Below are 25,205 nucleotides of genomic sequence, written 5' to 3'. Positions count from 1 at the left end.
CGGCCGCGACAATGGGAGGAGGAGAGGGGAGACCGCATGCCGCACATCACCGTCAGCGCACTCAGCCACGAGGGCCTGGTCCGCGGGCACAACGAGGACAGCCTGGCCATCGGCCCGTGGACGATCTGCGCCACCGTCACCGAGAGCCCGCAGTCGCTGCTCTTCCCGCTCGGCTCCCCCTGCGTCGTCGCGGTCGCCGACGGGCTCGGCGGCCACCCCGCCGGCGAGGTCGCGTCGTCGCTCACCGTGCGCCGGCTCGCCGCCGCGGGCCCGGGCCTCGGCTCCGCCCAGGCCGTCCGGGACGAACTCGCCGCCTGCAACCGCGCCCTGTACGACGCCGCGGCGGCCGACGCCTCCCTCACCGGCATGGGCACCACGATCGCCGGACTGGTGATCGGCGCCGAGGAGATCCTGGTCTTCAACATCGGCGACAGTCAGGTCTTCGAGATCCTCCCCGCCGACGGCCCGGGCGGCACCGGCACGGCGGACGGCACCGAGGAGGCCGAGGACACCGAGGACACCGATGACACCGGCGGCATCCCGCGGCTCCACCAGCTCAGCACCGACGACAGCCCGCCCCCGCCGCCCGGCCGCCGCACCACCAACATCGTCACCAGCACACTCGGCGGCACCGTCGCCCCGCGGGAGGTCGTCCCGCACCTGCGGTCGCTCCCGGTCGTCGTCGGCGCCCGCTACCTGGTCTGCAGCGACGGCCTCACCGACCCCGTCCCCCCGGAGGAGCTGGCGGCCGTCCTCGCCGGGCACGACGACGACGTCCGCGCCGCGTTCGAGCTCTGGCGGACCGCCATCGACGCCGGCGGGCCGGACAACATCACCCTCGCCCTGGTGCGGATCGGCGACTGAGCCCCGCCCCGCAGGCGGGACCCATCGGATTTCCGATGTCCGACATGCCATGACCTATTGGCCGGGGCACACCCGGCCGCCCTACCGTCGGACGTGACGAGACCGCCCACCGAGGGAGAAGACCCGATGGCGAAGATCCTGTTCGTGATGACCGGCACCGACCACTGGACCCTGGCCGACGGCACCAGCCACCCCACCGGCTACTGGGCGGAGGAGTTCCTCGCCCCGTACCGCGCCTTCACCGGGGCCGGGCACGAGGTCACCGTCGCCACCCCGGGCGGGGTGCGGCCCACCGTGGACGCCGCCAGCCTCTCCCCGCAGGCCAACGGCGGCGAGGAGGGCGCGGCCGAGGTGGCCGCCGCCCTCGACGGGGCCGCACCGCTGCACCGGCCGCTCGTGCTCGCCGAGGTCGACCCGGCCGCCTACGCGGCCGTGTTCTACCCGGGCGGCCACGGGCCGATGGAGGACCTCGCCGTCGACGCCGACTCCGGCCGGCTGCTCACCTCCGCGCTCGACGCGGGCCTGCCGCTCGGCGTGGTCTGCCACGCCTCCGCGGCCCTCCTGGCCGCCGAACGCGCCGACGGCACGCCGACGTTCGCCGGCTACCGGGTCACCGGCTTCAGCAACGAGGAGGAGCGCATCGCCGGCCTCGCCGACCGTGCGCGCTGGCTGCTGGAGGACCGGCTCACCGCGCTCGGCACGCACTACAGCGCCGGCGAGCCCTGGGCTCCGTACGTCGTCTCCGACCGCTCGCTGCACACCGGCCAGAACCCGGCGTCCTCCGGCCCGCTGGCCGAGGAACTGCTGAAGGCGATCGGCTGACCGTCCCGGCACATTGCTTGGGATGCTCAAGCGAACGGGCGGGCGCCGCCACCGGCGCCCGCCCGCGGTGCAGTCCGCGGTGCACCCGTGATGCACTCACGGTGCGCCCTCGGTCCGCCCGTGGTGCCGCTCAGCCGAGCGGCACCTCCAGCACCGCCTTGCGGTGGCTGAAGGCCTCGATCGAGTACCGCCCGTGGTAGCTGCCCGTGCCGCTCTCCCCCACCCCGCCGAACGGCAGGTCGGAGACGGTCAGGTGGGCCAGCGGCAGGCCCAGGCCGAGCCCGCCGGACGAGGTCTCCGCGGCCACCCGGTCACGGGTCTCCGCGGAGCCGCTGAAGACGTACAGCGCGAGCGGCTTGTCACGGTCGTTGACGAAGTCGATCGCCGCGTCGAGGTCCGGCACCTCGACGATCGGCAGGATCGGCCCGAAGATCTCCTCCTGCATCACCGGGGAGTCCGGTGCCACGCCGGCCAGCACGGTCGGCGCGATGTAGCGGCCCGCCCGGTCGTGGGCGCCGCCGACGACCGTCCGGCCGGAACCGAGCAGCGCGGTGAGCCGGTCGAAGTGCCGCTCGTCGACGATCCGGCTGTACGCGGGCGACGCCGCCGGGTCGGTGCCGTACCGCGCCTTGACCGCGGCGGCCAGCAGCGGCTCCAGCGCCCGCGCCGTACCGGGGTCGGTGAGCACGTAGTCGGGGGCGACGCAGGTCTGCCCGGCGTTCAGGAACTTGCCCGCGACCAGGCGCTCCGCGACGACCGCCAGATCGGCGTCCGCGTCGACGAACGCGGGTGACTTGCCGCCGAGTTCGAGGGTCACCGGGGTCAGGTGCTCGGCGGCCGCACGCATCACCACCCGGCCCACCGTGCCGTTGCCGGTGTAGAAGACGTGGTCGAAGCGCTCGGCGAGCAGTGCGGTGGTCTCCGGCACGCCGCCCTCGACCACGGCCACCACGTCCGGGGCGAAGTAGGCCGGGATCAGCCGGGCCAGCACGGCGGACGTCGCCGGGGCGAGCTCGCTCGGCTTGGCCACCACCGTGTTGCCCGCCGCGAGCGCCCCCGCGACCGGGGCGAGGAGCAGCTGCACGGGGTAGTTCCACGGCGCGATCACGAGCACCACGCCCAGCGGGTCGTACTGCGTGCGCGCCTGCGCCCCCGCGAGGCGGGCCGGGACGGGCGCCGGCTCGGGGCGCAGCCACGCGTCGAGGTGCGCGAGCGTGTGGTCGATCTCCCGGACGACGAAGTCGATCTCGGTGCGCATCGACTCCTGCACGCTCTTGCCGAGGTCGGCGGAGAGCGCGTCCGTGAGGGCGCCGGCGTTCTCGGTCAGCAGCGCGCGCAGGCGGCCCAGTTGCTCGGTGCGCCGGGCGAGCGGGCGGGTGCCGCCCGAGCGGACGGTGGCGCGGAGGCGCGCGACGAGGTCGGCAGGCCGGGCGGTCGGGCGGTCGTTCATGGGATGTCCTCGCACGGAATGGTTGATATGCTCAACTATCTACCAGGCCAGGAAACGCCCGACACTTGAGGATGTCAAATGAACCCGGAGGCATCGGACCTCGTCGAACCCCTCGCCCGGGCCGTCCGCGGCTACTACGACAGCCTCGCCGCCGCAGCGGCCGCCCACGGCCTCAGCACCACCCAGGCCCGCGCCCTGATCGCCCTCGACACCCCGCTCTCCATGAGCGCCCTCGCCGAACACCTCGTCTGCGACGCCTCCAACGCCACCGGCCTGGTCGCCCGCATGGAGACCCGGCGCCTCGTCGTCCGCACCCCCTCCGCGCAGGACCGCCGCAGCCGCACGGTCACCGCCACCGAGGAGGGCCGGCAGCTCGCCCACCGGCTGCGCGCCGAGATGCACCGCGTCCACGCCGCCCTCGCCGCGCTCACCCCGACCGAGCGCGGCGCCCTGCTCCCCCTGCTCGACCGCCTGGGCGACCTGCTCGCCGACCCCCGGAACTGACCAGCGGAGCCGACCCGCGGCCCTGTGGAGCCGACCCCCCAGAGCCGACCCGCGGCCCTGCGGGGTGGGCCCGGCCCTGCGGGCCGGATCCCGCCGCGCGGCTCACCGGCCGGACGGGCCGCCCACGGTGCCGGTCTCCTCGCGCTGCGCGAAGAACGCCTCCACCGCCGCATCCGTCCGCGGCAGCCCGGCCAGCGGCTCACCGACGATCCGGCCGGCCAGCTCGACCGCGGCGGCGGTCACATCACCGCGCAGCTCCGCCTCGGCGATCACCCGGTCGGCCGCGAGCTGCACCCGGGCCTCGGCCGCCATCGTGTCGCGTCGGCGCTGCCCCTCGGCGCGCGCCGAGGCCAGCAGCGCGGCCCCCTCCTCGACCGCGGCCTGCCGGACGGCGGCCGCCTCGTGCCGGGCCGCGTCCAGCCCCGCCCGACGCTCGGCGGCGATCCGCGCCGCCTCTCCCCTGGCCTCCTCCGCCCGCTCCAGCCGCCCTTCGGTGGCCTCGAACCGGGCGGCGAGGGTGCGTTCGATCCTCGGCAGCACCAGCCGGCCGAGTATCCCGAACACGGTGAAGAAGCAGAGGAGTCCGAGGACGAGTTCGGTGACGTTCGGCTTGAGCGGTCCCAGATCCATGCCGTGACCCTTACCAGACGGCGCCGTTCCCAAACGAACGATCAGACGGTGCGTCACATCCGCCGGACGGGCGTCCGGTTGGGGCTCACCGGGAGACGGGCCTGTTCCGGGTCGCCGCCCAGGTCCGTGCACCCACCACGCCGTCGACGGCGCCGACCGGGTACCCCGCGGCGTTGCACTCCGCCTGGAACGCCCGGCACACCGCCTCGGACGCATCGCCGTACCGGCCGTCCACGGTGATCCGCCAGCCGCGCCACGCCATGTACGCCTGCCACATCCGCGCCCGGTCCGACTGCGTGAAGTTCCGCAGCGGGTGGCCGTCGTAGTCCGCCCACGGCGGCGCCGCCCGCCCCGCCGGCACGTCGGCCGGGGCCGGCCCGTCCGGACGGGGTGCCCCCGCGCGCACCCACCGGTGGAGGGCGTCGCCCGGGCACTCGGTGCTGTAGCCGTCGCGGTGGCCGAGGAGTTCGGCGCCCGCGCCGTTGGCCCGCAGGTGGTCGACGGCGTCGCGCAGCCCGGTCAGCAGGCCGGGGCCCGCCGTCTCGCCGGTGCCGACGATCGCACACACCGCGTAGTGCGCCCGGTTGAGCTCCTGGTTGCCGTTGGCCCCGGACTGCTTGCGCAGACCACGCCCCTCGAACACGTAACCGTGCCCGCAGGCCAGGAAGTTGTAGGCGATGTCCACCCAGTCGTTGACCTTGTCGGCGAGGTGCTCGGCCCGGATCGACCGGACCTTCGCCGCGCACTGCCCGTGGTCCGGCGTGCTGTACGGACCGCCGATCCAGTGCACCTTCACCCCCCGCGCGGCCGGAAGGTCGACGGCCGGGGTCGCCGCGGGTGCGCCCCACTGGGTACGCGTGACGAGCTGCATCGGTGCTCCTTGCTGGTGGTGCCGGGGTGTCGGAACCCCTCTGCGCGAACGACACCCCGGCACGGCACCCGCCGGGCCCGAGGCATCGCGAGGACCCGCCCGGCCCCGGAGCGCTCCCCGGTGCCGGCCGGTGGAGAAGACGGCCGGAAGTCGTACGGTCGCGGCGCCGCCCGCCCCCGCCGGCCTCCCACGGCCGCAGCCCGGCACCTCCTGGTTGGTACCCACACCGACCGGAATCCAACACTCCACGTGAGCATCCGATCACCTGGGGTGCCCGCAACGGGCCGCACGGCAGCCCCGCCGGCCCTGCGACAGGCCCCGGTCCCCGTTGATGTCGGACGTGGATGTCAAAAAGCCCCGGGCGGGGAACTTCGGTTCCCTGCCCGGGGCTTCCGTGCTGCTCACAGCTGGTGGGCGCAGACGGTTTCGAACCGCCGACATCCGCCTTGTAAGGGCGGCGCTCTACCGCTGAGCTATGCGCCCGTGCCACCGCGCGCGGGGGTGCCCCGGGTGCGCGACGAAGGCCTAGCGTACCTGGTCCGGGGGTCGGCCCGCCGCCATCGGCGGGGGTGGGCCGGGTGAGGGGTGCCGGACGAGCGGGACGATCGGGAAGAATGGGCGTGGATCAGGCGTACGAGCTGAGCGGGGAGTGCGTGGTGAGGGTGGCCGGCGGTGGCGGCGGGCGGGGCGGCTGGTGGCGTCGGGGCGAGGGTGCGCGCGCGGAGGCGGTGACGGCACGGGACGCGGCGCAGCAGGCGTTCTACGAGCTCGACTCGGCGCAGCGGGACGCGCAGTTGGCGCTGGAGACGGTGCGGGCGGCGGAGAGCGGGGCCGCGGTGGAGCGGGCGGGCTCGGAGTTCGGTGCACTGTCGGCGCGGATCGACCAGGTGACGGTGGGCTACCTGTCTGCGCTGGACGCGTACGACCTGGAGGATCCGGAGCTGGAGGCGTCGGACGCGGGCCGGGCCCGGGGCCGGCTGGACGGCGCGAAGCGTGATCTGGAGGCGCAGCGGGGCGAGCTGGACGCGTTCGTGCAGCGCCTGCAGCCGCTGGTGCAGCGGGCGGAGTCGCAGCTGGTGCGGGTGGTGCCGGCGGTGGAGCGGGCGAAGCGGGCGCTGCTGGAGGCGACGACGGCGCTGGAGGAGGTGCGGGCCGCGGGGCTGAAGGCGGACGATCTGGCGGCCCGGCTGGCGGAGCTGGCCCCGGAACTGACCCGCCTGAACGAGGGAGTGGCGCGGCACGGGGTGCCGGCGACGCTGCACCGGGCGGACGACGTGGCGCGGCGGGCGGAGGAACTGCGCGACCAGGCCGTGCACCTGCCGCAGCGGGCGAAGGACATCGACCGGCGGCTGGCGAGCCTGCGGACGCGCGTGCAGGCGCTGGAGACCCGGGCGGGCACGGTGGAGCCGGCGCTGAGCGAGCTGCGGCGGCGGTTCACGCTGTCGTGCTGGCAGGATCTCCAGCCGGTGCCGGTGCAGACCGCGGAGGCGGTGGCGCAGGCGGGCGCGAAGCTGGCGGAGGCGGCGCGGGCGCGGGACGGGCAGCGCTGGGCGGACGCGACCGGCGCGATCGGCACGGTGCGCGCCCTGCTGGAGACGGCGGAGGGCGCGGTGACCGCGGTCAACGACCGGCTGCGGCAGCTGAACGAGGTGTCGTACGACCCGCAGAAGGAGATCGAGCGGACGCGTTTCGCACTGCGGGACGCGCAGCGGCTGGCGATGACGGGCCGCCGGACGCCGGAGCCCCGGCACGCGGCTCCGCTGGACGCCGCCGTGGCCCGGCTGGACCGCGCGGTGGCGCAGCTGGAGGAGGCGGGCCGGCATCCGGACTACTGGCACTTCCTGACGGAGCTGGCGGGGGTGCGGGAGACCGCGGCGCAGGTGGTGGCGATGATCCGGGGGACGCACTGAGGGGCGCGTCCGGATGTGACCCAGACCTCATTACCCATCGGTAACTTGCTGCTAGAGTCACGCCATGGCACGTAAGCGCGCACTCTCCGCCAGGACCTTCCGGCGCGGGATCAACCTCTGGCCACCCTTCCTCTTCGCCGGCATCAAGGTGCTGGCCGTCGACGACGGCTTCCGCACCGCCAGGGTGCGGCTTCGCCTGGGACGGCTGAACCGCAACTGGGTGGGCACGCACTTCGGCGGCTCGATCTTCGCCATGACCGATCCGTTCTGGATGCTCCTGGTCATGCAGAACCTCGGACCCGACTACTACGTCTGGGACAGCGCCGCCGAGATCGACTTCGTCTCCCCCGGGCGCGGCGACATCGTCGCCGAGTTCGTGCTCACCGACGACCGGCTCGCCGAGATCCGCGCGCTCACGGCCGACGGCGGCAAGGCCCTCGTCTGGTTCGACACCGAGGTGCTCGCCGAGGACGGCTCGGTGGTCGCCCGGGTCCGCAAGCAGGTGTACGTGCGCCCGAAGCCGCGGGACGCAGCCGGCGCACGGGCCCCGCAGCCGGCCGGAACGGCCGAGGCTGCCGGTACTGCCGTCTGAGCGACCGCCTCGGTACCCTGCCGGTATGCCTCGTTACGACTTCCGCTGCCGCTCCTGCGGAGCCACCTTCGAACTCCGCCGCGCCATGGCCCAGGCCAACGACCCCGCGGTCTGCCCGGACGGTCACACCGACACCGTGAAGCTGCTCTCCGCGGTCGCCGTCACCGGCGGTTCCGGCGCCGCAGCCGCCGCGCCCGCACCGGGCGGTGGGGGCGGAGGCTGCTGCGGCGGCGGCTGCTGCGGCTGACCCGCGGCACCCGGGCGAGCAAGCACCCGGGCCGGCGAGCACCTGAGCAAGCGAGCACCCGGGCGGCCGGCCGGGCGCGGGCTCAGGCCCGGACGGCCGCCCCGGCCCGTACGCGCTCCAGCATCCGGCGGACGATCTCCTCGCCCGCCGCGACACCGATCTGGGTGAGCGCGGTGACGCCGGGGGCGGCCCAGCCGCTGTCGGCGAGTTCGCCGTGGCCGGGGCGCCAGCCGTGGTCGGCGGCGAGCAGCAGCTCGGCGTCGAGCAGGGAGTCGCCGGCGGTGAGCACGGTGGCGGCGCCGACGCGCCGTTCCACCTCCGCCAGGGCCTCGCTCTTGGTGAGCGGGGCCGGCACGGCGTAGACCTTGCGGCCCTGCAGGGAGATCGTCCAGCCGCGCTCGGCGCACCAGGCGGTCAGCTCGTCGAGCCAGCCCTCGGGCAGGTCGGCGCGCTCGACGACGAGGTAGGCGAAGAGGTCCTCGGCGACGCGCCGCTTGTGCGTCCACTCCGGGTCGGCGCAGATCGCCAGGTGTTCGACGACCTCGGCGAGCGGTGCGCTCGCGGCGTCCAGGCGGCGGCGCACCTCGGCGTGCCAGTCCTCGTCGACGACGCCGTCGACGAGGATGTGGCCGCCGTTGGCGCAGATCGCGTACGCCGGGATCCACCCGGGCGTCGGGCCGGGCAGGTTGACCCGCTCGTACTGGGCGCGGGTGCGGGTGGTGGCGGGCACGAACACGGCCAGCCGGGTCAGTTCGACGAGCAGGTCGGCGGCTTCCTCCGTCATGAAGGAGAGCGCCCGGCCGTCGTTGACCTCCACCGAGAGCAGCCGTGGGGCGAGCCGGTCCGGCACGTCCAGGGCCAGGGCCCGGTTGGAGTAGATGAGGGTGCGGTCGAGGTCGCTCGCGACCAGGAACCTCGGCGACTGACTGGACATCAACTTTCCTTCGTGAGTGCTTCGCCGCTCCCGGCGGTCTGGACCGCCGTGCCGTCGGCGCCGGTCGCCCCGCGGGTGTAGCGGGGGTGGATGAGTCCGACGCAGGAGTACGGCAGCTCGTCCACCTCCTCCACCGGGACACCGCGCTGCTCGGCGAGCAGCCGGACGTGGTCGAGATCGGCGCCGGCACCGCGGCGGGCCAGCACCCGCCAGGGCACCCGGCGGAGCATGACCCGGGTGGTCTCGCCCACCCCGGGCTTCACCAGGTTGACGTTGTCGATGCCGTACTCGGTGCTGATCCGCTCGACGGCGGCCCAGCCCTCCCAGGTGGGGGTGCGGTCCTCGTCCGCGCCGAGGGCGGCGGACGCGGCGACCGCCGCGGCCCGGACGGCCGGGAAGTGCGCGGCGACCGCGGTGAGGAAGTCGTTGGAGACGTCCACGCCGCCGAGCTCGCGGTAGAACTTGGCGCCGTGGAAGTCGTCCGGGCCGATCAGGTCGGCGCGCAGCACGGTGCGCGAGATCAGGCCGGAGACCGTCGAGTTGAGGCACGCGGACGGGATGAGGAAGTCGTCGCGGGTGCCGTAGGTGCGCACGCAGCGGCCGGGGTCGGCGAGCACGGCGAGGCCGGGGTCGAAGCCGGTGCCGGCGAGCGCCTCGGTGAGCTCGCGGGCGATGGCGCCCTTGCCCGTCCAGCCGTCCACGAAGACGACCGAGCCGGCGTCGTGGTGGGCCGCGAGGTGCCGCAGCGCCACGGTGTCGATGCCGCGGCCGCGCACGATGGAGACGGTGTAGTGCGGGGTGTCCAGGCCGTGCGCGAAGGCGAGCCAGCGGCGGATCAGCACACCGACCGGGGTGCCGGCGCGGGCCAGCGAGGCGAGCACGAGACCGCGGCCGCGCTCGCGCAGCAGCGTCTCGGCGACCGTGCCGACGGCCAGCGCCATCCGCTCCGCGGACTCGGCGAGCGCCTGCCGGAACAGCGCCTGGTACTCGGGGCTGGGCTGGTACTCGACGGGCAGCGACTCGGCGTAGTGCGCGCCGCCGGACTGCACGGCCTCCTCGCGCTCCTCGGTCGGCGCCTCCAGCGCCACCCCGGAGAGGTCCTTGAGCAGCCAGATCACGTCCTCGGCCGGGTACGAGGAGAACGCGGGCCCGTACAGCGGGGCGGGCAGGGTGGTGGTCATGGTCGCCTTACGTGGGGGTGCGCAGTTGATGGTGGGGGGTGGAGGCGTCAGCGCGGTGGCCGCGGCCGGTACGCCGGGAGAACGGCGAGCACCACCTGGTCGGTGACGGCCCGCAGCTGCTGCAGCAGGGCGGTCGGGCCCTCGGCGAGCGCGGGGGTGTCGCCGGGGGTGTCGACGACGAGGACGACGGCGTCGAAGCGGCGGTCCGGGTCGGCGCCGGGGGCGACGTTGTAGGCGTAGCGCTCCGTGGAGCGGTCGGCGGGGTCGTCGTGCGCGGGGAAGGCCAGCCGGGTGCGGATGGCGTAGCCGGGGTCGTCCACCGCGAGGACCGGGGAGCGGGTGGTGGTGGAGAAGCGCACGCGGTCCTCGCCCAGGCGGTCGGCGAGGGCGCCGGCGAGCCGCAGCGGGGCGTACATGAGCTCCTCGAAGCCGAGGACGAGGATGCGGCGCCGGTCGGCGAGCAGGTCGGCGAGCGGGGCGACGAGACCGGGTAGGGCGGTGTCGAGCTGCCGGCGGTGCGCGGGGGTGAAGCCGTGCCGGCCGCCGTCGGGCAGGCCCGCGGGCCAGTCGAGCGCGGCGCGGTGCACCGGGGCGAGCGGCCCCCGGGGGGCGGCCGGCTCGGGCTGGGCCCCGATGAGCGCCTGGGCGCGCGGCAGCACGTCCGCGGGCAGGTCGACGCCGCCGGAGGCGGTGGCGACGAGGTCGACCCGGGCGCCGAGCTCGGCGGCGGCCCCGGCGAGGCGTTCGCGGTCGGCGGGGGTGCGCAGGTCGACGAGGGAGACGACGACGTAGTGGTCGCGGGGGTGCGCGGCGTGCAGGGCGCGCACGGTGTTCAGCACGGTGTTGCCGGTGGAGAACTCGTCGTCGACGAGCACGAGCGGCCCGTCGCCGGCGAGCAGCCCCGGGTCCTCCGGCAGCAGCAGGTGCGAGGTGGCGTGCGAGTGCTCCTCCTCGAAGCCGCCGACCGGCTCCAGGCCGTCGACCGGACGCCGGGTGGAGTGCAGGTACGGCGCGTCGAGGCCGTCCGCGACGCTGTGGCCGAGCGCGGTGGCGGTCTCCGCGTAGCCGAGCACGACCGCGCGGCGGGCGGCGTCGGGGCCGAGCAGGTCACGCACCCGGCGGCCGAGGTCGAGGCCGGCGCCGTGCACCACCCCGGGGTGCTGCGGCACGTGCTTGCCGAGCACGTGGGAGACCAGCAGGTGGGCGCGGCGCGGGTTGCGGCGCAGGGCGAGGCCGATGAGCCCGGGCAGCTCGGGCGAGCCGGTGAGTCCGATGCCGAGCCGGTCGGTGACCCACTGGCCGGACCACGGCGCCGGGGCGGCGTGCTGTGCTGTCAAGGCTCCCGCTTTCGGTGGTGCAGACGTTCGGTGACGCAGACGTTCGGTGACGCAGGCGTTCGGTGGTGCAGACGTTCGGTGACGGAGACATTCGGTGGTGCAGGCGTTCGGTGCCGCGGACGACGGTGTCCGGTTCTCCGTACGAGAGTACTGAGGGCCCCGCCGGGCGGGGCGACCCGCACCGCAGGTGGCGTGCGGTGCGGGGCCGCCGGGGCGCGGTGCGGTCAGCCGCCGAGGCAGGCCCCGAGCAGCTCGGCGAAGCTGACGTCCTCGCGGGCCACGCCGAAGACCTCGGCGCGCAGCAGCACGCGCTCGGCCCAGGCCCGGTGCGGCTTGGCCTCGTTCATCTTGTTGGTGTACGCCGAGCGCAGCACGCCGCCGCCGTCGCGGCTGAGGATGTCCTGCGCGTCGGAGTACTCCTCGTGCGTGACCACGGACAGTGCGTGCACGGCGGGGACGTGGCTGGGGTGGATGCAGGTCTTGCCCAGCAGCCCGTTGGCGCGGTCGAGTTCGATCTCGCGGATCAGGCCGTCGAGGTCGTGCTCGATGATGCGCTGCCGGACGCCGTCGGCCGGCGGGTGCGCCTCCGCGAACGGGGTGCGGCGCAGCTGCGGCTTGAACATCCGCTCCTGCACCGGGAAGTACTCCCAGACCGGGCCGGTGACGGTGTGCCCGGTGCCGTCGGCACGGCCCAGCACGTTGACCACGTCGCCGATGACCCCGGCGACCAGCGCCACGTCGTAGGCCGTCAGGTCGGGCGAGCGGCGCAGTCCGTACGCGGAGCACAGGTCGGTGACGCCGAGCCGGACGGCGAGGATGCGCTCGCGGTACTTGTCGAGCAGGCGGGAGATCGCGAAGAGCTGCTCGCGGCGGGTCTCCAGGTGGGCGAGCTCGGGGGATTCGAGCACCGGCATGGCGAACAGCCGCTGCCCGGACGACTCCTCGGCGGCGGTGAGCGCCTCCAGGAAGGCGCCGCCGCTCTCGTCGGTGAACTTCGGGACGACGTAGCCGGCGAGCAGCCGGACGGCCGGGCCGAGGCGGCGGGTGAGGTCGGTGATCTGCTCGGCGGCGCGGACGCGGACGAACAGCAGCGGCAGGCCCTCCCCGCCGTCCGCGTGGAGGGCGCCGAGCTGGGCGACGAGGTTGGCCTCGGCGGCCGGCACCTCGTGGTCGGCTATCGCGTCCTCCAGGCACAGCACCATGGAGACCACGCCGCGGGCCGTCTGCTTGCGGATGTCCGCGGCGAGGGTCTCCCGGGTGGCGGGGCTGTAGAGGGTGGCGCCGAGCGCGGTCGACAGGACGGCCGGATCGCTCAGCAGGTCGAAGGCGACGGGCTGCCTCAGGAAGAGCCGGTCGCGGACGTCGTCGGCGAGGTGCCCGAAGTGGCGCAAACTGGTCTCCCTGGAATTCGTCGGTTCGGCCCGCTCTCACGCTGGGGCCGGCTGAGGTCCCGGAAGGAGGGACGTACGGCGGGGCCCGGTGGTTTCGCGGGTGGGGCGGCGCGGTGGCCCTCGCGCCCGCGAAGGGCGGTGTGCCGAGGTGAGTGGTGTACCGGGAGCCGTTTCCCGCCAATCGTACGTTCCGGCGGCGCTTTGCACAGACCTGAAACATCGAATTCTCGGAAGGTTACCCGTGCCGACACACAACCCCCGCGGACGCGGTGCGACCCGCATTGTCCGTTCGGGGCGGTGGCGGGCAGGATGTGCGGTATGACGCACGTGATGGCGAAGGGCGCCAACATCCCGCTGACGGCCACCGCCGTCCGTGCCGTGCTGCGCTGGTCGGCCACGCCCGGCGCACCCGACGTGGACGTGTCCGCCCTGCTGGTCGGCGCGGACGGCAGGGTCCGTTCGGATGCCGACTTCGTCTTCTACAACCAGCCCCGGCACCCTTCCGGCACCGTCCGGCACCTGCCCAAGCAGCAGGCCGCGGGCGGCGAGGTGTCCGACGCGGTCGAGATCGACCTCGTCCGGCTCCCGCCGGACGTCCACCGGGTGGTGCTGGCCGGTTCGTCGGAGGGTGGCGCGTTCCCGTCGGTGCCGCGGCTGCGGGTGCTGGTCCTCGACGCGGCGGCGGGCGAAGGGGCCGATCCGGTCGCCGAGTTCCCGGTGACCGACAGCGACGACGTGACCGCGCTGGTCGCCGGGGAGTTCTACCGGCGCGGCGGGGCCTGGAAGTTCCGGGCGATCGGCCAGGGCTACGCGAGCGGCCTCAGCGGGCTCGCCACCGACTTCGGGATCGCCGTCGAGGACGGCGACGGGATCACGGACGCCCTGCCGCCGCAGCCCGCCGACACCCCCGCGGACGCCCCGCCGGCGGCGGCCGAGGAGGAGCCCGACACGTACACGCTCGCACCGGCCACGCCTGCCGCACCGGTCACGCCGCCCCCGCCGCCCAGCACGCCGCCGACCGCGGGGGTGCCGGCACCGCCGCACGCCCCGGCCGGGTACGGGTACCCGCAGCAGCCGGCCGCGGCCCGGGCCGGAGGGTACGGCTACCCCCAGCCGCCCGCCACCGGGTACGGCCACCCCCAGCAGCCCGCCGCGGGCTACGGCTACCCGCCGCCGGCCACCGGGTACGGCTACCCGCAGCAGCAGCCCCAGCCGGTGCACGCCTCGCAGCAGCAGGCCCAGCAGCAGCCGCCGCACCAGCCCGTCGGTGCGCCGGACTTCGCGCTGCCGCCGCAGGGGCCGCAGTTCCAGCCCCGCTGACCCGCGCCTCCGCGGCGGAACCTGCCGGGGACGCCGCGGAGCCCGGGGACGCCGCGGAGCCCGGGAAGACCCGGAAGACCGGGGAGTCCGCGGAGCCCGGGCCGTGGGGCCGGGCTCAGACGACGGGGCCGGACGGCCGCTTGTAGCCGCGCTGCCACTGCATGCCGAAGCCGTAGAGGCGGTCCAGGTCGGCCTGGAAGCCGTGCACGTAGCGCACCTCGCGGCGCACGGTGAGTTTGCCGTCCCCGGAGTTCTCGATGAGCACCACCGCGCAGGAGCGCGCGGCGGGCGCCCGCTCGTCCAGCTTGATCTCGATGCGCGGGCCGCTCTGCGGCACGATCGTGACGGTGGCGTGGGCGTGGCCGAACGCCGGGGTGTCGTCGTAGATGTAGACGAAGATGAGCAGCCGCCGGAACTGGTCCTTCTTCTCCAGGTTGATGTACATCGTCTCGCCGGAGGGGGCGCCGTAGACGTCGTCGCCGCTCAGTTTCACGTACGGCGGCCGGTTGAGGTCGCCGAAGTAGCCGCCGAGGGGCTGGACGACGCCCCGGGAGCCGTCGGCGAGCTCGTAGAGGCAGGCCAGGTCGAGGTCGACGCTGAGCGGCGCCAGGTCCTGCGACTCGGGGGCCATCGGGCGGAGGTTGCGCAGGTCGAAGAGGTTGCGCAGGCCTCCCCCGCCGGACGGCCGGCCGGCCGCGCGGGTCGTCCAGTGCAGGTTGACGTACAGGTATCCGGTGGTGGCCGCCGCCCCGGTGATCGCGTGCTGCGGCTGCGACTTGGTCAGGGTGACCTTGAACTGCCCCCCCGAGTCGACACTGCTGCGTTCGCCCTTCAGGAACTCCCAGACCGAGACCATGCCGTCCGTCCTCCCCCTCGCCCGGCCGCCGGCCGGTGATCGCCCGCGGCGCTCGTCGTCCCCGTATCGTCGCATCAGAGCCATACCCCGACGGCGGCGATGAGCCACCGTCAGGCCCGGCGTCACGGGTCAGGGTCGGCTCCCGTACGATGCCGCTCCGCGGGACGCGATATCGTCGGTGCCGCACAGGGGTTCCCCGTCGTCTCGTGCGGTGGCGTCCACGACGCCGTGCCAGCCCCCCGCCCCGCCCGGGCCGCCTCCTGTGACCCGACCGCGCTTCATCCCCTGCCCTGCGGAATTCGAGGCCCAACCCACGATGAACCTCTCCTCCATACAGCTGGTATGGGCCGTCATCGGCGGCGCCGCCCTGTTGTTCACGGCCATCCTCGTGGCCGTGCTCCGGGTGAAGAACCACAAGACCGACGACGGTGCCGACTCCTGGGAGCGCACCGAGGAGCGCCGTCGCCGCAAGGAGACCGTCTACGCCGGTGCGTCGTACGTCCTGCTGTTCTGCTGCGCCGGTGTCGCCGCGGCCCTGTCCTTCCACGGCCTGGTGGGCTTCGGCCAGCAGAACCTGAACCTGTCGGGCGGCTGGGAGTACCTCGTCCCGTTCGGCCTCGACGGTGCGGCGATGTTCTGCTCCGTCCTCGCGGTGCGCGAGGCCAGCCACGGTGACGCGGCGCTCGGTTCGCGCCTGCTGGTCTGGCTGTTCGCCGTCGCCTCGGCCTGGTTCAACTGGGTCCACGCGCCGCGCGGCGGCGTGCACGACGGCGCCCCCCAGTTCTTCGCCGGCATGTCGATCTCGGCGGCCGTGCTCTTCGACCGTGCCCTCAAGCAGACCCGCCGGGCGGCGCTGCGCGAGCAGGGCCTGATCCCGCGTCCGCTGCCGCAGATCCGCATCGTCCGCTGGCTGCGTGCGCCGCGCGAGACGTACGCGGCGTGGTCGCTGATGCTGCTGGAGAACGTGCGCAGCCTGGACGAGGCGGTCGACGAGGTCCGCGAGGAGCGTCAGGCCAAGATCGACGCGAAGGCGCGGGCCCGTACGGCCGACCGGCGCGAGCGGGCCGAGCTGAAGGCCATCGCCCGTTCGCAGGGCGGTGTGCTCTCCCGGTCCCGCCACGGCCGTCAGGTGCCCGCGCTGACGGCAGCGGGCTCGTCCGACGCCTCCGCTTCGGAGCCTGCGCTAGCCGATGAGGACCCGATGGCGAACGTCGGCCCGTCCGCCCTGGAGCCCGCGGCGCTGACCGCCGGCCGGCGCCCCCGCGCCGCCGTCGGCAGCTCCTCGTCGTCGAGCATCGACCTCTCGGTGGACGACGACACCCTGGCGATGCCGAAGCTGGACTCGCTGGAGCGCAAGCTCCGGGCGATCGAGAAGCAGCTCGGCTGACACCCCGCAGCACGGCGAAGGGCCCCGCACCTCCCTGGTGCGGGGCCCTTCGCCGTGCTGCGGGTGCGGGTCAGGCGGAGGAGGTCTCCAGCGCCTGCTCGCGCTTGTTGCGGACCATCGAGGAGGCCAGCGCGGCGCCGATGAAGCCGACGCCGATGAGGCCGGTGACGATCTCCGGGATGTGGTACTCGATCGACACCAGCAGGATCAGTGCGAGCGCGCCGATGGCGTAGTGCGCACCGTGCTCCAGGTAGACGTAGTCGTCCAGGGTGCCCTTGCGGACCAGGTAGACGGTCAGGGAGCGGATGTACATCGCGCCGATGCCGAGACCCAGGGTGATCATGAAGATGTCCTGGGAGATGGCGAACGCGCCGACGACGCCGTCGAAGGAGAACGACGCGTCGAGGACCTCCAGGTAGAGGAACAGGAAGAACGCGGCCTTGCCGCCCACCTGCACGAGCGACTTGCCGCTCTTCTCGGCGGCCTCCTCGGCCTCCTCCTGGTCCTCCAGGCCCGACTCGAAGACGCTGGAGAGGCCGTTGACGGCCAGGTACGTCGCGAGGCCCATCAGGCCGGCGAGCAGCACGGTCTCGGCGTTCTCGGCGGCGAAGAAGCGGGAGGCGAGGGCGAGGGTGACCAGCGCGATGACGGAGGAGAGGGCGTCCAGCTTGCCGATCTTCTCCAGCGGCTTCTCCAGCCAGCGCAGCCAGTTGAAGTCCTTCTCCTCGAAGATGAAGTCGAGGAAGATCATCAGGAGGAAGATGCCACCGAACGCGGCGATCGCCGGGTTGGCCGCCTCCAGGTACTGGGCGTAGGTGTGGCCCTCGTACGTCTTGCTGGAGTCGAGCGCCAGCTCGATCACGGTGCCCGGGCTGAGGTGGGCGGTCAGGCCGACGACCAGCAGCGGGAAGATGAGCCGCATGCCGAAGACGGCGATGAGGACGCCGACCGTCAGGAAGAGCTTCTGCCAGAAGGCGTTCATCCGCTTCAGGACGGTGGCGTTGACGACCGCGTTGTCGAACGACAGGGAGATCTCGAGGATGGAGAGGATCAGCACGACGCCGAAGCCCTCGGCCCCCCAGATCAGGCCGGCGGCGATCAGGCCGGCGATCGTGATGGCGAAGGACCATCCGAATGTGCGGAGGAACACGGGGTCAGTTACCTTTCGAATTCATGTTCAGGAGCGGGCTTTACTGTACGTTTACTCCGAAATCCAGGGCAATGCCCCGCAGGCCGGACGCGTAACCCTGGCCCACCGCACGGAACTTCCACTCGCCCTGGTAGCGGTACAGCTCGCCGAAGATCATCGCAGTCTCGGTGGAGGCGTCCTCGGTGAGGTCGTAACGGGCGATCTCCTGCCCGTCGGTCAGGTTGACGACGCGGATGTAGGCGTTCGAGACCTGGCCGAAGTTCTGCGAGCGGGCGTCGGCGTCGTAGATCGACACCGCGAAGACGACCTTGTCGACCTGCACGGGCACGAGGTCGAGGTTGACCTGCACGACCTCGTCGTCGCCGTCACCGTCGCCGGTCAGGTTGTCGCCCTGGTGCTCGACCGAACCCTCCGGGCTGCGCAGGTTGTTGTAGAACACGAAGTACTCGTCGCCGAGCACCCGCCCACTGCCGCACAGCAGGGCGCTGGCGTCCAGGTCGAAGGGCGCGCCGGTGGTCGAACGGGCGTCCCAGCCCAGTCCGATCTGCACCTGCGTCAGGTTGGGCGCCGCCTTGGTCAGCGAGACGTTGCCGCCCTTGGCCAGCGTGACACTCATGAACATTCCTCCCAGTCCCCCGTCCCCGGGGCTCCCTCGGCGCCGCGCCGGCACGGCCGTGCGGCCGGCACGACGGGGCGTACCCCAGATCTACGCCCCCGCACCGCCGCGTGATCCTGTGCGCCGGCCTGAACTTCCTGAACTCCCCCGCCCGCCCCGGCCACGATCGTGCAACCGCTCCCGCGGGTCAGACGTTGACGCCGAAGTCCTGCGCGATGCCGCGCAGGCCGGAGGCGTAGCCCTGGCCGATGGCGCGGAACTTCCACTCCGCGCCGTTGCGGTAGAGCTCGCCGAACACCATGGCGGTCTCCGTGGAGGCGTCCTCGGAGAGGTCGTAGCGCGCGATCTCGGCGCCGCCGGCCTGGTTCACGACGCGGATGAACGCGTTGCGGACCTGGCCGAAGTTCTGCTGGCGGTTCTCGGCGTCGTAGATCGACACCGGGAAGACGATCTTGGCCACCTCGGCCGGAACGCCCGCCAGGTTGACCTTGACCTGCTCGTCGTCGCCCTCGCCCTCACCGGTGAGGTTGTCGCCGGTGTGCTCGACGGAGCCGTCCTGGCTGGTGAGGTTGTTGAAGAAGACGAAGTCGGCGTCGGAGCGCACCTTGCCCTGCTCGGTGCAGAGCAGTGCGCTGGCGTCCAGGTCGAAATCGGTCCCGGTGGTGCTGCGGACGTCCCAGCCGAGGCCGACGATGACGGCCGTCAGGCCCGGGGCCTCCTTGGTCAGGGAGACGTTGCCGCCCTTGCTCAGGCTGACACCCACTAGTCCTCCAAAGGTGCGGGAGGCACATGCCGGTGCCCCCGGTGGTGCGGGCCGGACCCCGTCGGGGAGCCCGTCCTGCCAACGGCCCGATCGTAGTGCCGGGTTCCCGCCCACGGGTCGAACACCCGGCTCACAGCGCGCCGAGCGCCGCCAGGTACTCCTGCTCGTCCCGGGCGTCCGGCAGTCCGTTCACGACGGACCAGCGCACCGCGCCGGCCTTGTCGATCACGAAGGTGCCGCGCACGGCGCAGCCCTTCTCCTCGGCGAAGACGCCGTACGCGCGGGAGACCTCGCCGTGCGGCCAGAAGTCCGAGAGCAGCGGGTAGTCCAGCCCCTCCTGGTCCGCGAAGACGCGCAGGGTGAAGGGCGAGTCGTTGGAGACCGCGAGCACCTGGACGTCGTCGTTCTGGAGGCGCGGCAGTTCCTTCTGGATCGCGCAGACCTCGCCGGTGCAGACGCCGGTGAACGCGAACGGGTAGAACACCAGGACGACGTTCTTCTCGCCGCGGAAGTCGGAGAGCTTCACGAGCTCGCCGTGCTGGTTCTTGAGCTCGAAGTCCGGGGCCTGGTTGCCGACCTCGATCGCCATGGTGGGACCTTCCTCGTCGTGGGACCGCGCCGCGGGGAGCGGCCACGGGCAAGGGGCATCCTCGCATCCGTCCGAGCGGATTCCGCCGTTCGGGTGAGCGGCGGGGAGACCCCGGCCCATGGTTGCGCCCTCGGTGAACATCCGCACCGGCCGGGACCACGAGCGGCGGCCGCAGGCGCAAGGGCCCTGCTGGAGGAAGCTCCAGCAGGGCCCTTGCACGGGTCGTCGCAGCGGCTCAGCGCTTCCCGGAGCGCGCGGCCTTCGGGGTGGCCAGACGGGTACCGGCCCAGTCCTTGGCGATGGCGACCGAGCTGGTCTGCGAGAGGCCGGCGGTCTTGGCGGCATCGGCGATCTCGTGCGCCTCGACGTGGCCGTCACGGCCGGTCTTGGGCGTCAGGAGCCAGATCAGGCCGCCTTCGGCGAGGTACTCCAGCGCGTCGACGAGGGCGTCGGTGAGATCCCCGTCCTCTTCGCGGTGCCACAGCAGGACGGCGTCGGCCACGTCGTCGTAGTCCTCGTCGACGAGATCGGTGCCGGTGGCCTCCTCGATGCCGTCGCGGAGCTCCTGGTCACTGTCGTCGTCGTAGCCGAGCTCCTGGACGATCTGTCCGGCCTCGAAGCCCAGACGAAGCGCCGGGTTGGACTTGTCCGCGGGGTCCGCGGTCGCGCTCACGGGAATAACCTCCAGTATTCGGCTCGGCATCCATGCCGAGGCTGTGGGCGTAGTCCACACGTGCGCGGCGGTTCGCGCAAGTACCCGACACCCGATCCCACCCAAAGGTTGACGTGTCGGAGGGGAACACGCCGGGTGATGTGAGGGGAATCACACCCGTTTGCCCTTTTCTGCCCCGACCGGTGGTGCTTCGCGCGCCCCGCCGGACGTGAACGGAGTCGCACGCCTGCCCGAGATGCGAACGGCATTCGGGTGCACCCCCCATCCGGGCGTAAAGTCTCCTGTTGGCCCTCACCCCGACCGCCCGTTTCCGGGCGGGAGGGATCCAGGTCGGACCACCTCTTCGTAACACCACCACCGGGGCTGCGCAGAACGGGCGACGACGCCCGCCGCGCATCCCCTGACCGGCCCGCCCACCAGGCGGAACGGTTACCGATCGGTAGAGATGACGGATCTCCGAGTCGCGGTACACGATGGAGGCGGCGCGACACACCTCAGTTTCGACCGACAGTGAAGGAACAGCGTGGCTTCCGGATCCGATCGCAACCCGATCATCATTGGCGGCCTTCCGAGTCAGGTCCCGGACTTCGATCCCGAGGAGACCGCGGAATGGCTGGAGTCGCTCGATGCGGCCATCGACGAGCGGGGGCGTGAGCGCGCCCGTTACCTGATGCTCCGCCTCATCGAGCGCGCCCGTGAGAAGCGTGTCGCCGTGCCCGAGATGCGCAGCACGGACTACGTCAACACCATCGCGACCAAGGACGAGCCGTTCTTCCCCGGCAACGAGGAGATCGAGCGCAAGATCCTCAACGCGACCCGGTGGAACGCGGCCGTCATGGTCTCCCGGGCCCAGCGCCCCGGCATCGGCGTCGGTGGCCACATCGCCACCTTCGCCTCCTCCGCGTCCCTGTACGACGTGGGCTTCAACTACTTCTTCCGCGGCAAGGACGCCGACGGCGCCTCCGGCGACCAGATCTTCTTCCAGGGTCATGCCTCCCCCGGCATCTACGCCCGCGCCTTCCTCCTGGACCGACTCACCGAGCAGCAGCTCGACGCGTTCCGCCAGGAGAAGTCGAAGGCCCCCTACGGCCTCTCCAGCTACCCGCACCCGCGGCTGATGCCGGACTTCTGGGAGTTCCCGACCGTCTCGATGGGCCTCGGCCCGCTCGGGGCGATCTACCAGGCCCGGATGAACCGGTACCTGGAGCACCGCGGGATCAAGGACACCTCGGACAGCCAGGTCTACGCCTTCCTCGGCGACGGCGAGATGGACGAGCCCGAGTCGCTGGGCCAGCTCTCGCTGGCCGCCCGCGAGGGCCTGGACAACCTGACCTTCGTGGTGAACTGCAACCTGCAGCGCCTCGACGGCCCGGTCCGCGGCAACGGCAAGATCATCCAGGAGCTGGAGTCGCAGTTCCGCGGCGCCGGCTGGAACGTGATCAAGCTCGTCTGGGACCGCTCCTGGGACCCGCTGCTCGCGCAGGACCGCGACGGCGTCCTGGTGAACAAGCTGAACACCACGGTCGACGGCCAGTTCCAGACGTACGCCACCGAGACCGGCGCGTACATCCGCGACCACTTCTTCGGCGGCGACCTGCGCCTGCGCGCGATGGTCGAGAACATGTCCGACCACGAGATCCAGCACCTGGGCCGCGGCGGGCACGACCACCGCAAGGTCTACGCGGCGTTCAAGGCGGCCCGCGAGCACCAGGGCCAGCCGACGGTCATCCTCGCGCAGACGGTCAAGGGCTGGACCCTCGGCCCGAACTTCGAGGGCCGCAACGCGACCCACCAGATGAAGAAGCTGACGGTCGAGGACCTGAAGCGCTTCCGTGACCGGCTGCACCTGCCGATCACCGACAAGCAGCTGGACGAGGGCTACGCGCCCTACTACCACCCGGGTCGTGACTCGGAGGAGATCCAGTACATGCACGACCGCCGGCAGGAGCTCGGCGGCTACATGCCGACCCGCAAGGTGCGCCCGCGCAAGCTGGAGCTGCCGGGCGACGACGCGTACAAGGCGGTCAAGAAGGGCTCGGGCAACCAGACCATCGCCACGACCATGGCGTTCGTCCGGGTGCTCAAGGACCTGATGCGCGACAAGGGCATCGGCAACCGCTTCGTGCCGATCGCGCCCGACGAGTACCGCACCTTCGGCATGGACTCGCTCTTCCCGTCCGCCAAGATCTACAACCCGCTCGGCCAGACCTACGAGGCGGTCGACCGCGAGCTGCTCCTGGCGTACAAGGAGTCCAAGACCGGCCAGATGCTGCACGACGGCATCTCCGAGGCGGGCTGTACCGCCTCGCTGATCGCCGCCGGTTCGTCGTACGCGACGCACGGCGAGCCGCTGATCCCGGTCTACGTCTTCTACTCGATGTTCGGGTTCCAGCGCACCGGTGACCAGTTCTGGCAGATGGCCGACCAGCTGGCCCGCGGCTTCGTGATCGGCGCCACCGCCGGCCGCACCACCCTGACCGGTGAGGGCCTGCAGCACGCAGACGGCCACTCGCACCTGCTCGCCTCGACCAACCCGGGCGTCGTCGCGTACGACCCCGCGTACGGCTACGAGATCGCGCACATCGTGCAGGACGGTCTGCGCCGGATGTACGGCTCCAGCACCGAGCACCCGACCGGTGAGGACGTCTTCTACTACCTCACGGTCTACAACGAGCCGATCCGCATGCCCGCGGAGCCGGAGGGCGTGGACGTCGAGGGCATCCTCAAGGGCCTCCACAAGCTCCACCCGGGCGACGCGGGCAGCATCCCGGCGCAGATCCTCGCCTCCGGCGTGGCCGTGCCGTGGGCGCTGGAGGCCCAGCGCATCCTCGCCGAGGAGTGGAACGTCAAGGCCGACGTCTGGTCGGCGACGTCCTGGAACGAGCTGCGCCGCGACGCCGTCGAGGCGGAGCAGTTCAACCTGCTCCACCCGGAGGAGCCGCAGCGCGTCCCGTACGTGACGCAGAAGCTCCAGGGCGCCGAGGGCCCGTTCGTCGCCGTGTCCGACTGGATGCGTGCGGTGCCGGACCAGATCTCCCGCTGGGTGCCGGGTGCGTGGCAGTCGCTGGGCGCGGACGGCTTCGGCTTCGCCGACACCCGTGGTGCGGCCCGCCGCTTCTTCCACATCGACGCCCAGTCGGTCGTCCTCGGCGTGCTCACCGAGCTCGCCAAGCAGGGCAAGATCGACCGCAGCGCGCTGAAGGACGCGATCGACCGCTACCGGCTGCTCGACGTGACCGCGGCCGACCCGGGTGCCGCCGGCGGCGACGCCTGATCACCCGCTGAAGCACCCCTGCACACGGCCGGGGGGCGGGCCCCGGCACGCCGCGTGCGGGCCCCCGCCGGTGGGGGTGAGGCCCCCCGGGAGGGGGGGAGGACCGTCTCGAACTGCAGCCGGGCGATCGGCCAGTCGTCCTCGGGCACCGACACGCGGACGGCGTACTCGGTGCCGTCCGGCGTCACGAACGCCTGGTCGGCGGCGTGCCACGAGCCGCCCTCCGGGGCGCCGGAGGTGAACTCCCACAGCGCGCCGTCCCGGCCCCGGTAGACGTTCGGCCCCAGGACGAGCCGGGTGTACCCGGGCTCGGCCGCCGCGTCCTGCTCAAGCGCCAGGAAGTGCTGCTCGGACGACTGCACCACGCCGGGGGCGACCGCGAAGCGCAGCACGTGCACGCCGCCGTCCGGCGAGTAGTCGACCCACCGGCCGGCCTCGCTGCGCGTCCAGCCCTCCGGGACGGCGGCCCGGAAGCCCGCGGGGTCGTCCGCCCAGCGGAAGCCCGTCGGGGCGGCGGCGGGCGTGGCGGCGGAGGTCGCGGACGGCGTGCGGGCCGGCGTCGCCGTGCTGCCCGGCGGGGGTGTGGGCGTCCGCGGGGCGAGCGGCCCGGTGGAGGGTGTCCGGGCGGTGTCCGGGCTGCCCGTCCAGACGGCGAACGCCAGCCCGCCGGAGAGCGCGGCGGCCACCACGGCCGCCACGGCGATCGGCCGGGCCCGGCGGCGCCGCGGGGCGGCGGGCACCGGACGGACCGCAGGACCGGCTGCGGGCACGGGTGCGGGTGCGGGAGCAGCAGGTGCGGGTGCAGCGGGTGCGGGCGGCGGCGGCCCGGCGGTCGCCGGTGCCGGGCAGGCCTGCGGGCGCCGCGTCCGGGCCCGGGTGGCGCCGGGCGGGAGGCCGGCGGCGTCCTGCAGCATCGCGCGCACCTCCTCGGCGGTGGCCCGTTCGGCCGGGTCCGCGCGGAGCAGCGCCGCGATCACCGGCGCGAGCGGCCCGGCCTCCCGGGGCTCGGGCGGCGGGCCCGGGTCGCCGGTGCCGGGGGACGGCAGCGGCCGGCCCTCGACCGCCGCGTACAGCGTCGCGCCGAGCGACCAGAGGTCGGCCTCGGGGCCGGGGCTGCGGCCGGCCGCGCATTCCGGGGCCCGGTGACGGGTGCCGGGGCCGGGTCCGGCCGCGGCCGACGGCGGGGCGATGCCGAAGTCGGTGAGGACGGCCCTGCCGCCGCGTTCGAGCAGCACGTCGGCGGGCTTCACGTCGCGGTGCAGCACGCCGTGCCGGTGGGCCTCCTCCAGGGCGGCCAGCACCTGCACCCCGATCAGGGCGACCTCCCGCGGGGGCAGGGCGCCCTCGTCGGCGAGCACCTCGGCGAGCGAGGGGCCGTCGATCAGCTCCATGACGATCCAGGGGCGGCCGTCCTCCTCCACCACGTCGTAGAGGGTGATCACGCCGGGGTGGTTGAGCACCGCCGCCGCCCGGGCGTCCTGCGCCATCCGCTCGCGGAGAGCCGGGAGGTCGTCCTCCGGCACGTCGGCGGCGCCCAGCTCCTTCACGGCGACGTGGCGGCCGAGCCGGGCGTCCCGGGCGACCCGGACGGTGCCCGTGCCGCCCCGGCCGAGGCGGCGGCCGAGCAGGAAGCGTCCGGCGAGCAGGTGCCCGTCGCCGGGTGCGGCGGGGCGGTCGGGGTGCTCGTCCGCAGCGTTCATGGCCCGTCCCTGTGTGCCCGGTTCCGCGGTCCCGTCGTGGCCTTCCGGGCGACGGCCCCGTCCGGATCCCAGTCTCACGCCCGTCCCGTCACCCGGCGAGCCGGAGCGGCGGCGGAGGGTCGCCCGGGCGGGCGGGCCGGGGCG

Annotated in this window: 21 protein-coding genes, 1 tRNA gene and 1 pseudogene; 9 read left to right on the top strand and 14 right to left on the bottom strand. The window is 73.4% G+C overall.

The genetic code is table 11. The annotated features are described in order from the left end of the window. Positions 1 to 36: 36 nt before the first annotated feature. Positions 37 to 864, top strand: a complete 828-nt coding sequence (locus SNE206_RS06665) for a PP2C family protein-serine/threonine phosphatase (protein ID WP_407912409.1) — start codon at positions 37 to 39, stop codon at positions 862 to 864. A gap of 126 nt (positions 865 to 990) precedes the next feature. After that, positions 991 to 1,686, top strand: coding sequence for a type 1 glutamine amidotransferase domain-containing protein (locus tag SNE206_RS06660; protein ID WP_407912408.1), 696 nt, complete (start codon positions 991 to 993; stop codon positions 1,684 to 1,686). 130 nt (positions 1,687 to 1,816) lie between these two features. Here the strand turns inward: SNE206_RS06660 and SNE206_RS06655 are convergent, their stop codons facing one another. Continuing rightward, the gene (locus SNE206_RS06655) at positions 1,817 to 3,136 is read right to left on the bottom strand and encodes an aldehyde dehydrogenase family protein (protein ID WP_407912407.1); all 1,320 of its coding nucleotides are present in this window, start codon (positions 3,134 to 3,136) and stop codon (positions 1,817 to 1,819) included. Between the two features lie 78 nt (positions 3,137 to 3,214). Here SNE206_RS06655 and SNE206_RS06650 point away from each other — a divergent pair, with 78 nt between their 5' ends. Further along, complete coding sequence (locus tag SNE206_RS06650; protein WP_407912406.1) at positions 3,215 to 3,640, top strand: MarR family winged helix-turn-helix transcriptional regulator; 426 nt, start codon at positions 3,215 to 3,217, stop codon at positions 3,638 to 3,640. Positions 3,641 to 3,742: 102 nt separating this feature from the next. On the opposite strand, the gene SNE206_RS06645 is transcribed toward SNE206_RS06650, so the two are convergent. From SNE206_RS06645 to SNE206_RS06635, 3 genes are all read right to left on the bottom strand, one after another. Further along, positions 3,743 to 4,270, bottom strand: a complete 528-nt coding sequence (locus tag SNE206_RS06645; RefSeq protein ID WP_407912405.1) for a hypothetical protein — start codon at positions 4,268 to 4,270, stop codon at positions 3,743 to 3,745. Positions 4,271 to 4,355: 85 nt separating this feature from the next. After that, the gene (locus SNE206_RS06640; RefSeq protein WP_407912404.1) at positions 4,356 to 5,141 is read right to left on the bottom strand and encodes an N-acetylmuramoyl-L-alanine amidase; all 786 of its coding nucleotides are present in this window, start codon (positions 5,139 to 5,141) and stop codon (positions 4,356 to 4,358) included. A gap of 408 nt (positions 5,142 to 5,549) precedes the next feature. Beyond that, positions 5,550 to 5,624 (bottom strand) — tRNA-Val (locus tag SNE206_RS06635). A gap of 131 nt (positions 5,625 to 5,755) precedes the next feature. Between SNE206_RS06635 and SNE206_RS06630 the strand changes: the two genes are divergently transcribed. From SNE206_RS06630 to SNE206_RS06620, 3 genes are all read left to right on the top strand, one after another. Continuing rightward, the gene (locus tag SNE206_RS06630) at positions 5,756 to 7,051 is read left to right on the top strand and encodes a hypothetical protein (RefSeq protein WP_407912403.1); all 1,296 of its coding nucleotides are present in this window, start codon (positions 5,756 to 5,758) and stop codon (positions 7,049 to 7,051) included. A 64-nt stretch (positions 7,052 to 7,115) separates the two neighbouring features. Further along, positions 7,116 to 7,643, top strand: a complete 528-nt coding sequence (locus SNE206_RS06625; protein WP_407912402.1) for a DUF4442 domain-containing protein — start codon at positions 7,116 to 7,118, stop codon at positions 7,641 to 7,643. Between the two features lie 25 nt (positions 7,644 to 7,668). Then, entirely contained in the window at positions 7,669 to 7,890 is a 222-nt protein-coding gene (locus tag SNE206_RS06620; protein ID WP_405013468.1) for a zinc ribbon domain-containing protein, read from the top strand. An 82-nt stretch (positions 7,891 to 7,972) separates the two neighbouring features. On the opposite strand, the gene SNE206_RS06615 is transcribed toward SNE206_RS06620, so the two are convergent. The 3 genes and pseudogenes from SNE206_RS06615 to SNE206_RS06605 all read right to left on the bottom strand — a co-directional run bounded on the left by SNE206_RS06615 (position 7,973) and on the right by SNE206_RS06605 (position 12,733). Continuing rightward, the gene (locus SNE206_RS06615) at positions 7,973 to 8,824 is read right to left on the bottom strand and encodes an HAD family hydrolase (protein WP_407912401.1); all 852 of its coding nucleotides are present in this window, start codon (positions 8,822 to 8,824) and stop codon (positions 7,973 to 7,975) included. Further along, positions 8,824 to 11,342: pseudogene (locus SNE206_RS06610) on the bottom strand (phosphoribosyltransferase). Before SNE206_RS06610 ends, SNE206_RS06615 begins: the two are co-directional and overlap by 1 nt. A 224-nt stretch (positions 11,343 to 11,566) precedes the next feature. Continuing rightward, positions 11,567 to 12,733 carry an HpcH/HpaI aldolase/citrate lyase family protein gene (locus SNE206_RS06605; protein ID WP_407912400.1) on the bottom strand — a complete coding sequence of 389 codons (1,167 nt, stop codon included), beginning with the start codon at positions 12,731 to 12,733 and terminating at the stop codon, positions 11,567 to 11,569. A gap of 318 nt (positions 12,734 to 13,051) precedes the next feature. On the opposite strand from SNE206_RS06605, the gene SNE206_RS06600 reads away from it, so the two are divergent. Next, positions 13,052 to 14,053, top strand: coding sequence for a TerD family protein (locus tag SNE206_RS06600; protein ID WP_407912399.1), 1,002 nt, complete (start codon positions 13,052 to 13,054; stop codon positions 14,051 to 14,053). Between the two features lie 115 nt (positions 14,054 to 14,168). On the opposite strand, the gene SNE206_RS06595 is transcribed toward SNE206_RS06600, so the two are convergent. Beyond that, positions 14,169 to 14,909, bottom strand: a complete 741-nt coding sequence (locus SNE206_RS06595; protein WP_407912398.1) for a Tellurium resistance — start codon at positions 14,907 to 14,909, stop codon at positions 14,169 to 14,171. Between the two features lie 316 nt (positions 14,910 to 15,225). Here SNE206_RS06595 and SNE206_RS06590 point away from each other — a divergent pair, with 316 nt between their 5' ends. Further along, entirely contained in the window at positions 15,226 to 16,296 is a 1,071-nt protein-coding gene (locus SNE206_RS06590) for a DUF2637 domain-containing protein (protein ID WP_407912397.1), read from the top strand. Between the two features lie 70 nt (positions 16,297 to 16,366). On the opposite strand, the gene SNE206_RS06585 is transcribed toward SNE206_RS06590, so the two are convergent. The 5 genes from SNE206_RS06585 to SNE206_RS06565 all read right to left on the bottom strand — a co-directional run bounded on the left by SNE206_RS06585 (position 16,367) and on the right by SNE206_RS06565 (position 20,087). Beyond that, positions 16,367 to 17,446, bottom strand: coding sequence for a DUF475 domain-containing protein (locus SNE206_RS06585; protein ID WP_407912396.1), 1,080 nt, complete (start codon positions 17,444 to 17,446; stop codon positions 16,367 to 16,369). A gap of 40 nt (positions 17,447 to 17,486) precedes the next feature. After that, entirely contained in the window at positions 17,487 to 18,062 is a 576-nt protein-coding gene (locus SNE206_RS06580; protein WP_405013461.1) for a TerD family protein, read from the bottom strand. 187 nt (positions 18,063 to 18,249) lie between these two features. Further along, complete coding sequence (locus SNE206_RS06575; RefSeq protein ID WP_405013460.1) at positions 18,250 to 18,825, bottom strand: TerD family protein; 576 nt, start codon at positions 18,823 to 18,825, stop codon at positions 18,250 to 18,252. Between the two features lie 130 nt (positions 18,826 to 18,955). Next, positions 18,956 to 19,414, bottom strand: coding sequence for a peroxiredoxin (locus SNE206_RS06570; protein WP_407912395.1), 459 nt, complete (start codon positions 19,412 to 19,414; stop codon positions 18,956 to 18,958). A 235-nt stretch (positions 19,415 to 19,649) separates the two neighbouring features. Beyond that, on the bottom strand, positions 19,650 to 20,087 hold the full coding sequence (locus SNE206_RS06565; RefSeq protein ID WP_407912394.1) for a DUF3052 domain-containing protein: 438 nt from the start codon (positions 20,085 to 20,087) through the stop codon (positions 19,650 to 19,652). A gap of 523 nt (positions 20,088 to 20,610) precedes the next feature. Here SNE206_RS06565 and aceE point away from each other — a divergent pair. After that, on the top strand, positions 20,611 to 23,361 hold the full coding sequence (gene aceE / locus SNE206_RS06560) for a pyruvate dehydrogenase (acetyl-transferring), homodimeric type (protein ID WP_407912393.1): 2,751 nt from the start codon (positions 20,611 to 20,613) through the stop codon (positions 23,359 to 23,361). Here the strand turns inward: aceE and SNE206_RS06555 are convergent. Next, positions 23,304 to 25,061, bottom strand: a complete 1,758-nt coding sequence (locus SNE206_RS06555; protein ID WP_407912392.1) for a serine/threonine-protein kinase — start codon at positions 25,059 to 25,061, stop codon at positions 23,304 to 23,306. The genes aceE and SNE206_RS06555 overlap by 58 nt on opposite strands. Positions 25,062 to 25,205: the final 144 nt, after the last annotated feature.

This window comes from Kitasatospora sp. NE20-6, assembly GCF_045862635.1.
Note: the sequence above shows the minus strand (reverse complement) of the source record. Positions and strands in the feature narration are given on the sequence as shown.

Bases quoted from the DNA above. Each gene is read 5' to 3' on its own strand.
- SNE206_RS06665 (WP_407912409.1), top strand. From the start codon at position 37: ATGCCGCACATCACCGTCAGCGCACTCAGCCACGAGGGCCTGGTCCGC.
- SNE206_RS06660 (WP_407912408.1), top strand. From the start codon at position 991: ATGGCGAAGATCCTGTTCGTGATGACCGGCACCGACCACTGGACCCTG.
- SNE206_RS06655 (WP_407912407.1), bottom strand. From the start codon at position 3,136: ATGAACGACCGCCCGACCGCCCGGCCTGCCGACCTCGTCGCGCGCCTC.
- SNE206_RS06650 (WP_407912406.1), top strand. From the start codon at position 3,215: ATGAACCCGGAGGCATCGGACCTCGTCGAACCCCTCGCCCGGGCCGTC.
- SNE206_RS06645 (WP_407912405.1), bottom strand. From the start codon at position 4,270: ATGGATCTGGGACCGCTCAAGCCGAACGTCACCGAACTCGTCCTCGGA.
- SNE206_RS06640 (WP_407912404.1), bottom strand. From the start codon at position 5,141: ATGCAGCTCGTCACGCGTACCCAGTGGGGCGCACCCGCGGCGACCCCG.
- SNE206_RS06630 (WP_407912403.1), top strand. From the start codon at position 5,756: ATGGGCGTGGATCAGGCGTACGAGCTGAGCGGGGAGTGCGTGGTGAGG.
- SNE206_RS06625 (WP_407912402.1), top strand. From the start codon at position 7,116: ATGGCACGTAAGCGCGCACTCTCCGCCAGGACCTTCCGGCGCGGGATC.
- SNE206_RS06620 (WP_405013468.1), top strand. From the start codon at position 7,669: ATGCCTCGTTACGACTTCCGCTGCCGCTCCTGCGGAGCCACCTTCGAA.
- SNE206_RS06615 (WP_407912401.1), bottom strand. From the start codon at position 8,824: ATGTCCAGTCAGTCGCCGAGGTTCCTGGTCGCGAGCGACCTCGACCGC.
- SNE206_RS06600 (WP_407912399.1), top strand. From the start codon at position 13,052: ATGACGCACGTGATGGCGAAGGGCGCCAACATCCCGCTGACGGCCACC.
- SNE206_RS06595 (WP_407912398.1), bottom strand. From the start codon at position 14,909: ATGGTCTCGGTCTGGGAGTTCCTGAAGGGCGAACGCAGCAGTGTCGAC.
- SNE206_RS06590 (WP_407912397.1), top strand. From the start codon at position 15,226: ATGAACCTCTCCTCCATACAGCTGGTATGGGCCGTCATCGGCGGCGCC.
- SNE206_RS06580 (WP_405013461.1), bottom strand. From the start codon at position 18,062: ATGAGTGTCACGCTGGCCAAGGGCGGCAACGTCTCGCTGACCAAGGCG.
- SNE206_RS06570 (WP_407912395.1), bottom strand. From the start codon at position 19,414: ATGGCGATCGAGGTCGGCAACCAGGCCCCGGACTTCGAGCTCAAGAAC.
- SNE206_RS06555 (WP_407912392.1), bottom strand. From the start codon at position 25,061: ATGAACGCTGCGGACGAGCACCCCGACCGCCCCGCCGCACCCGGCGAC.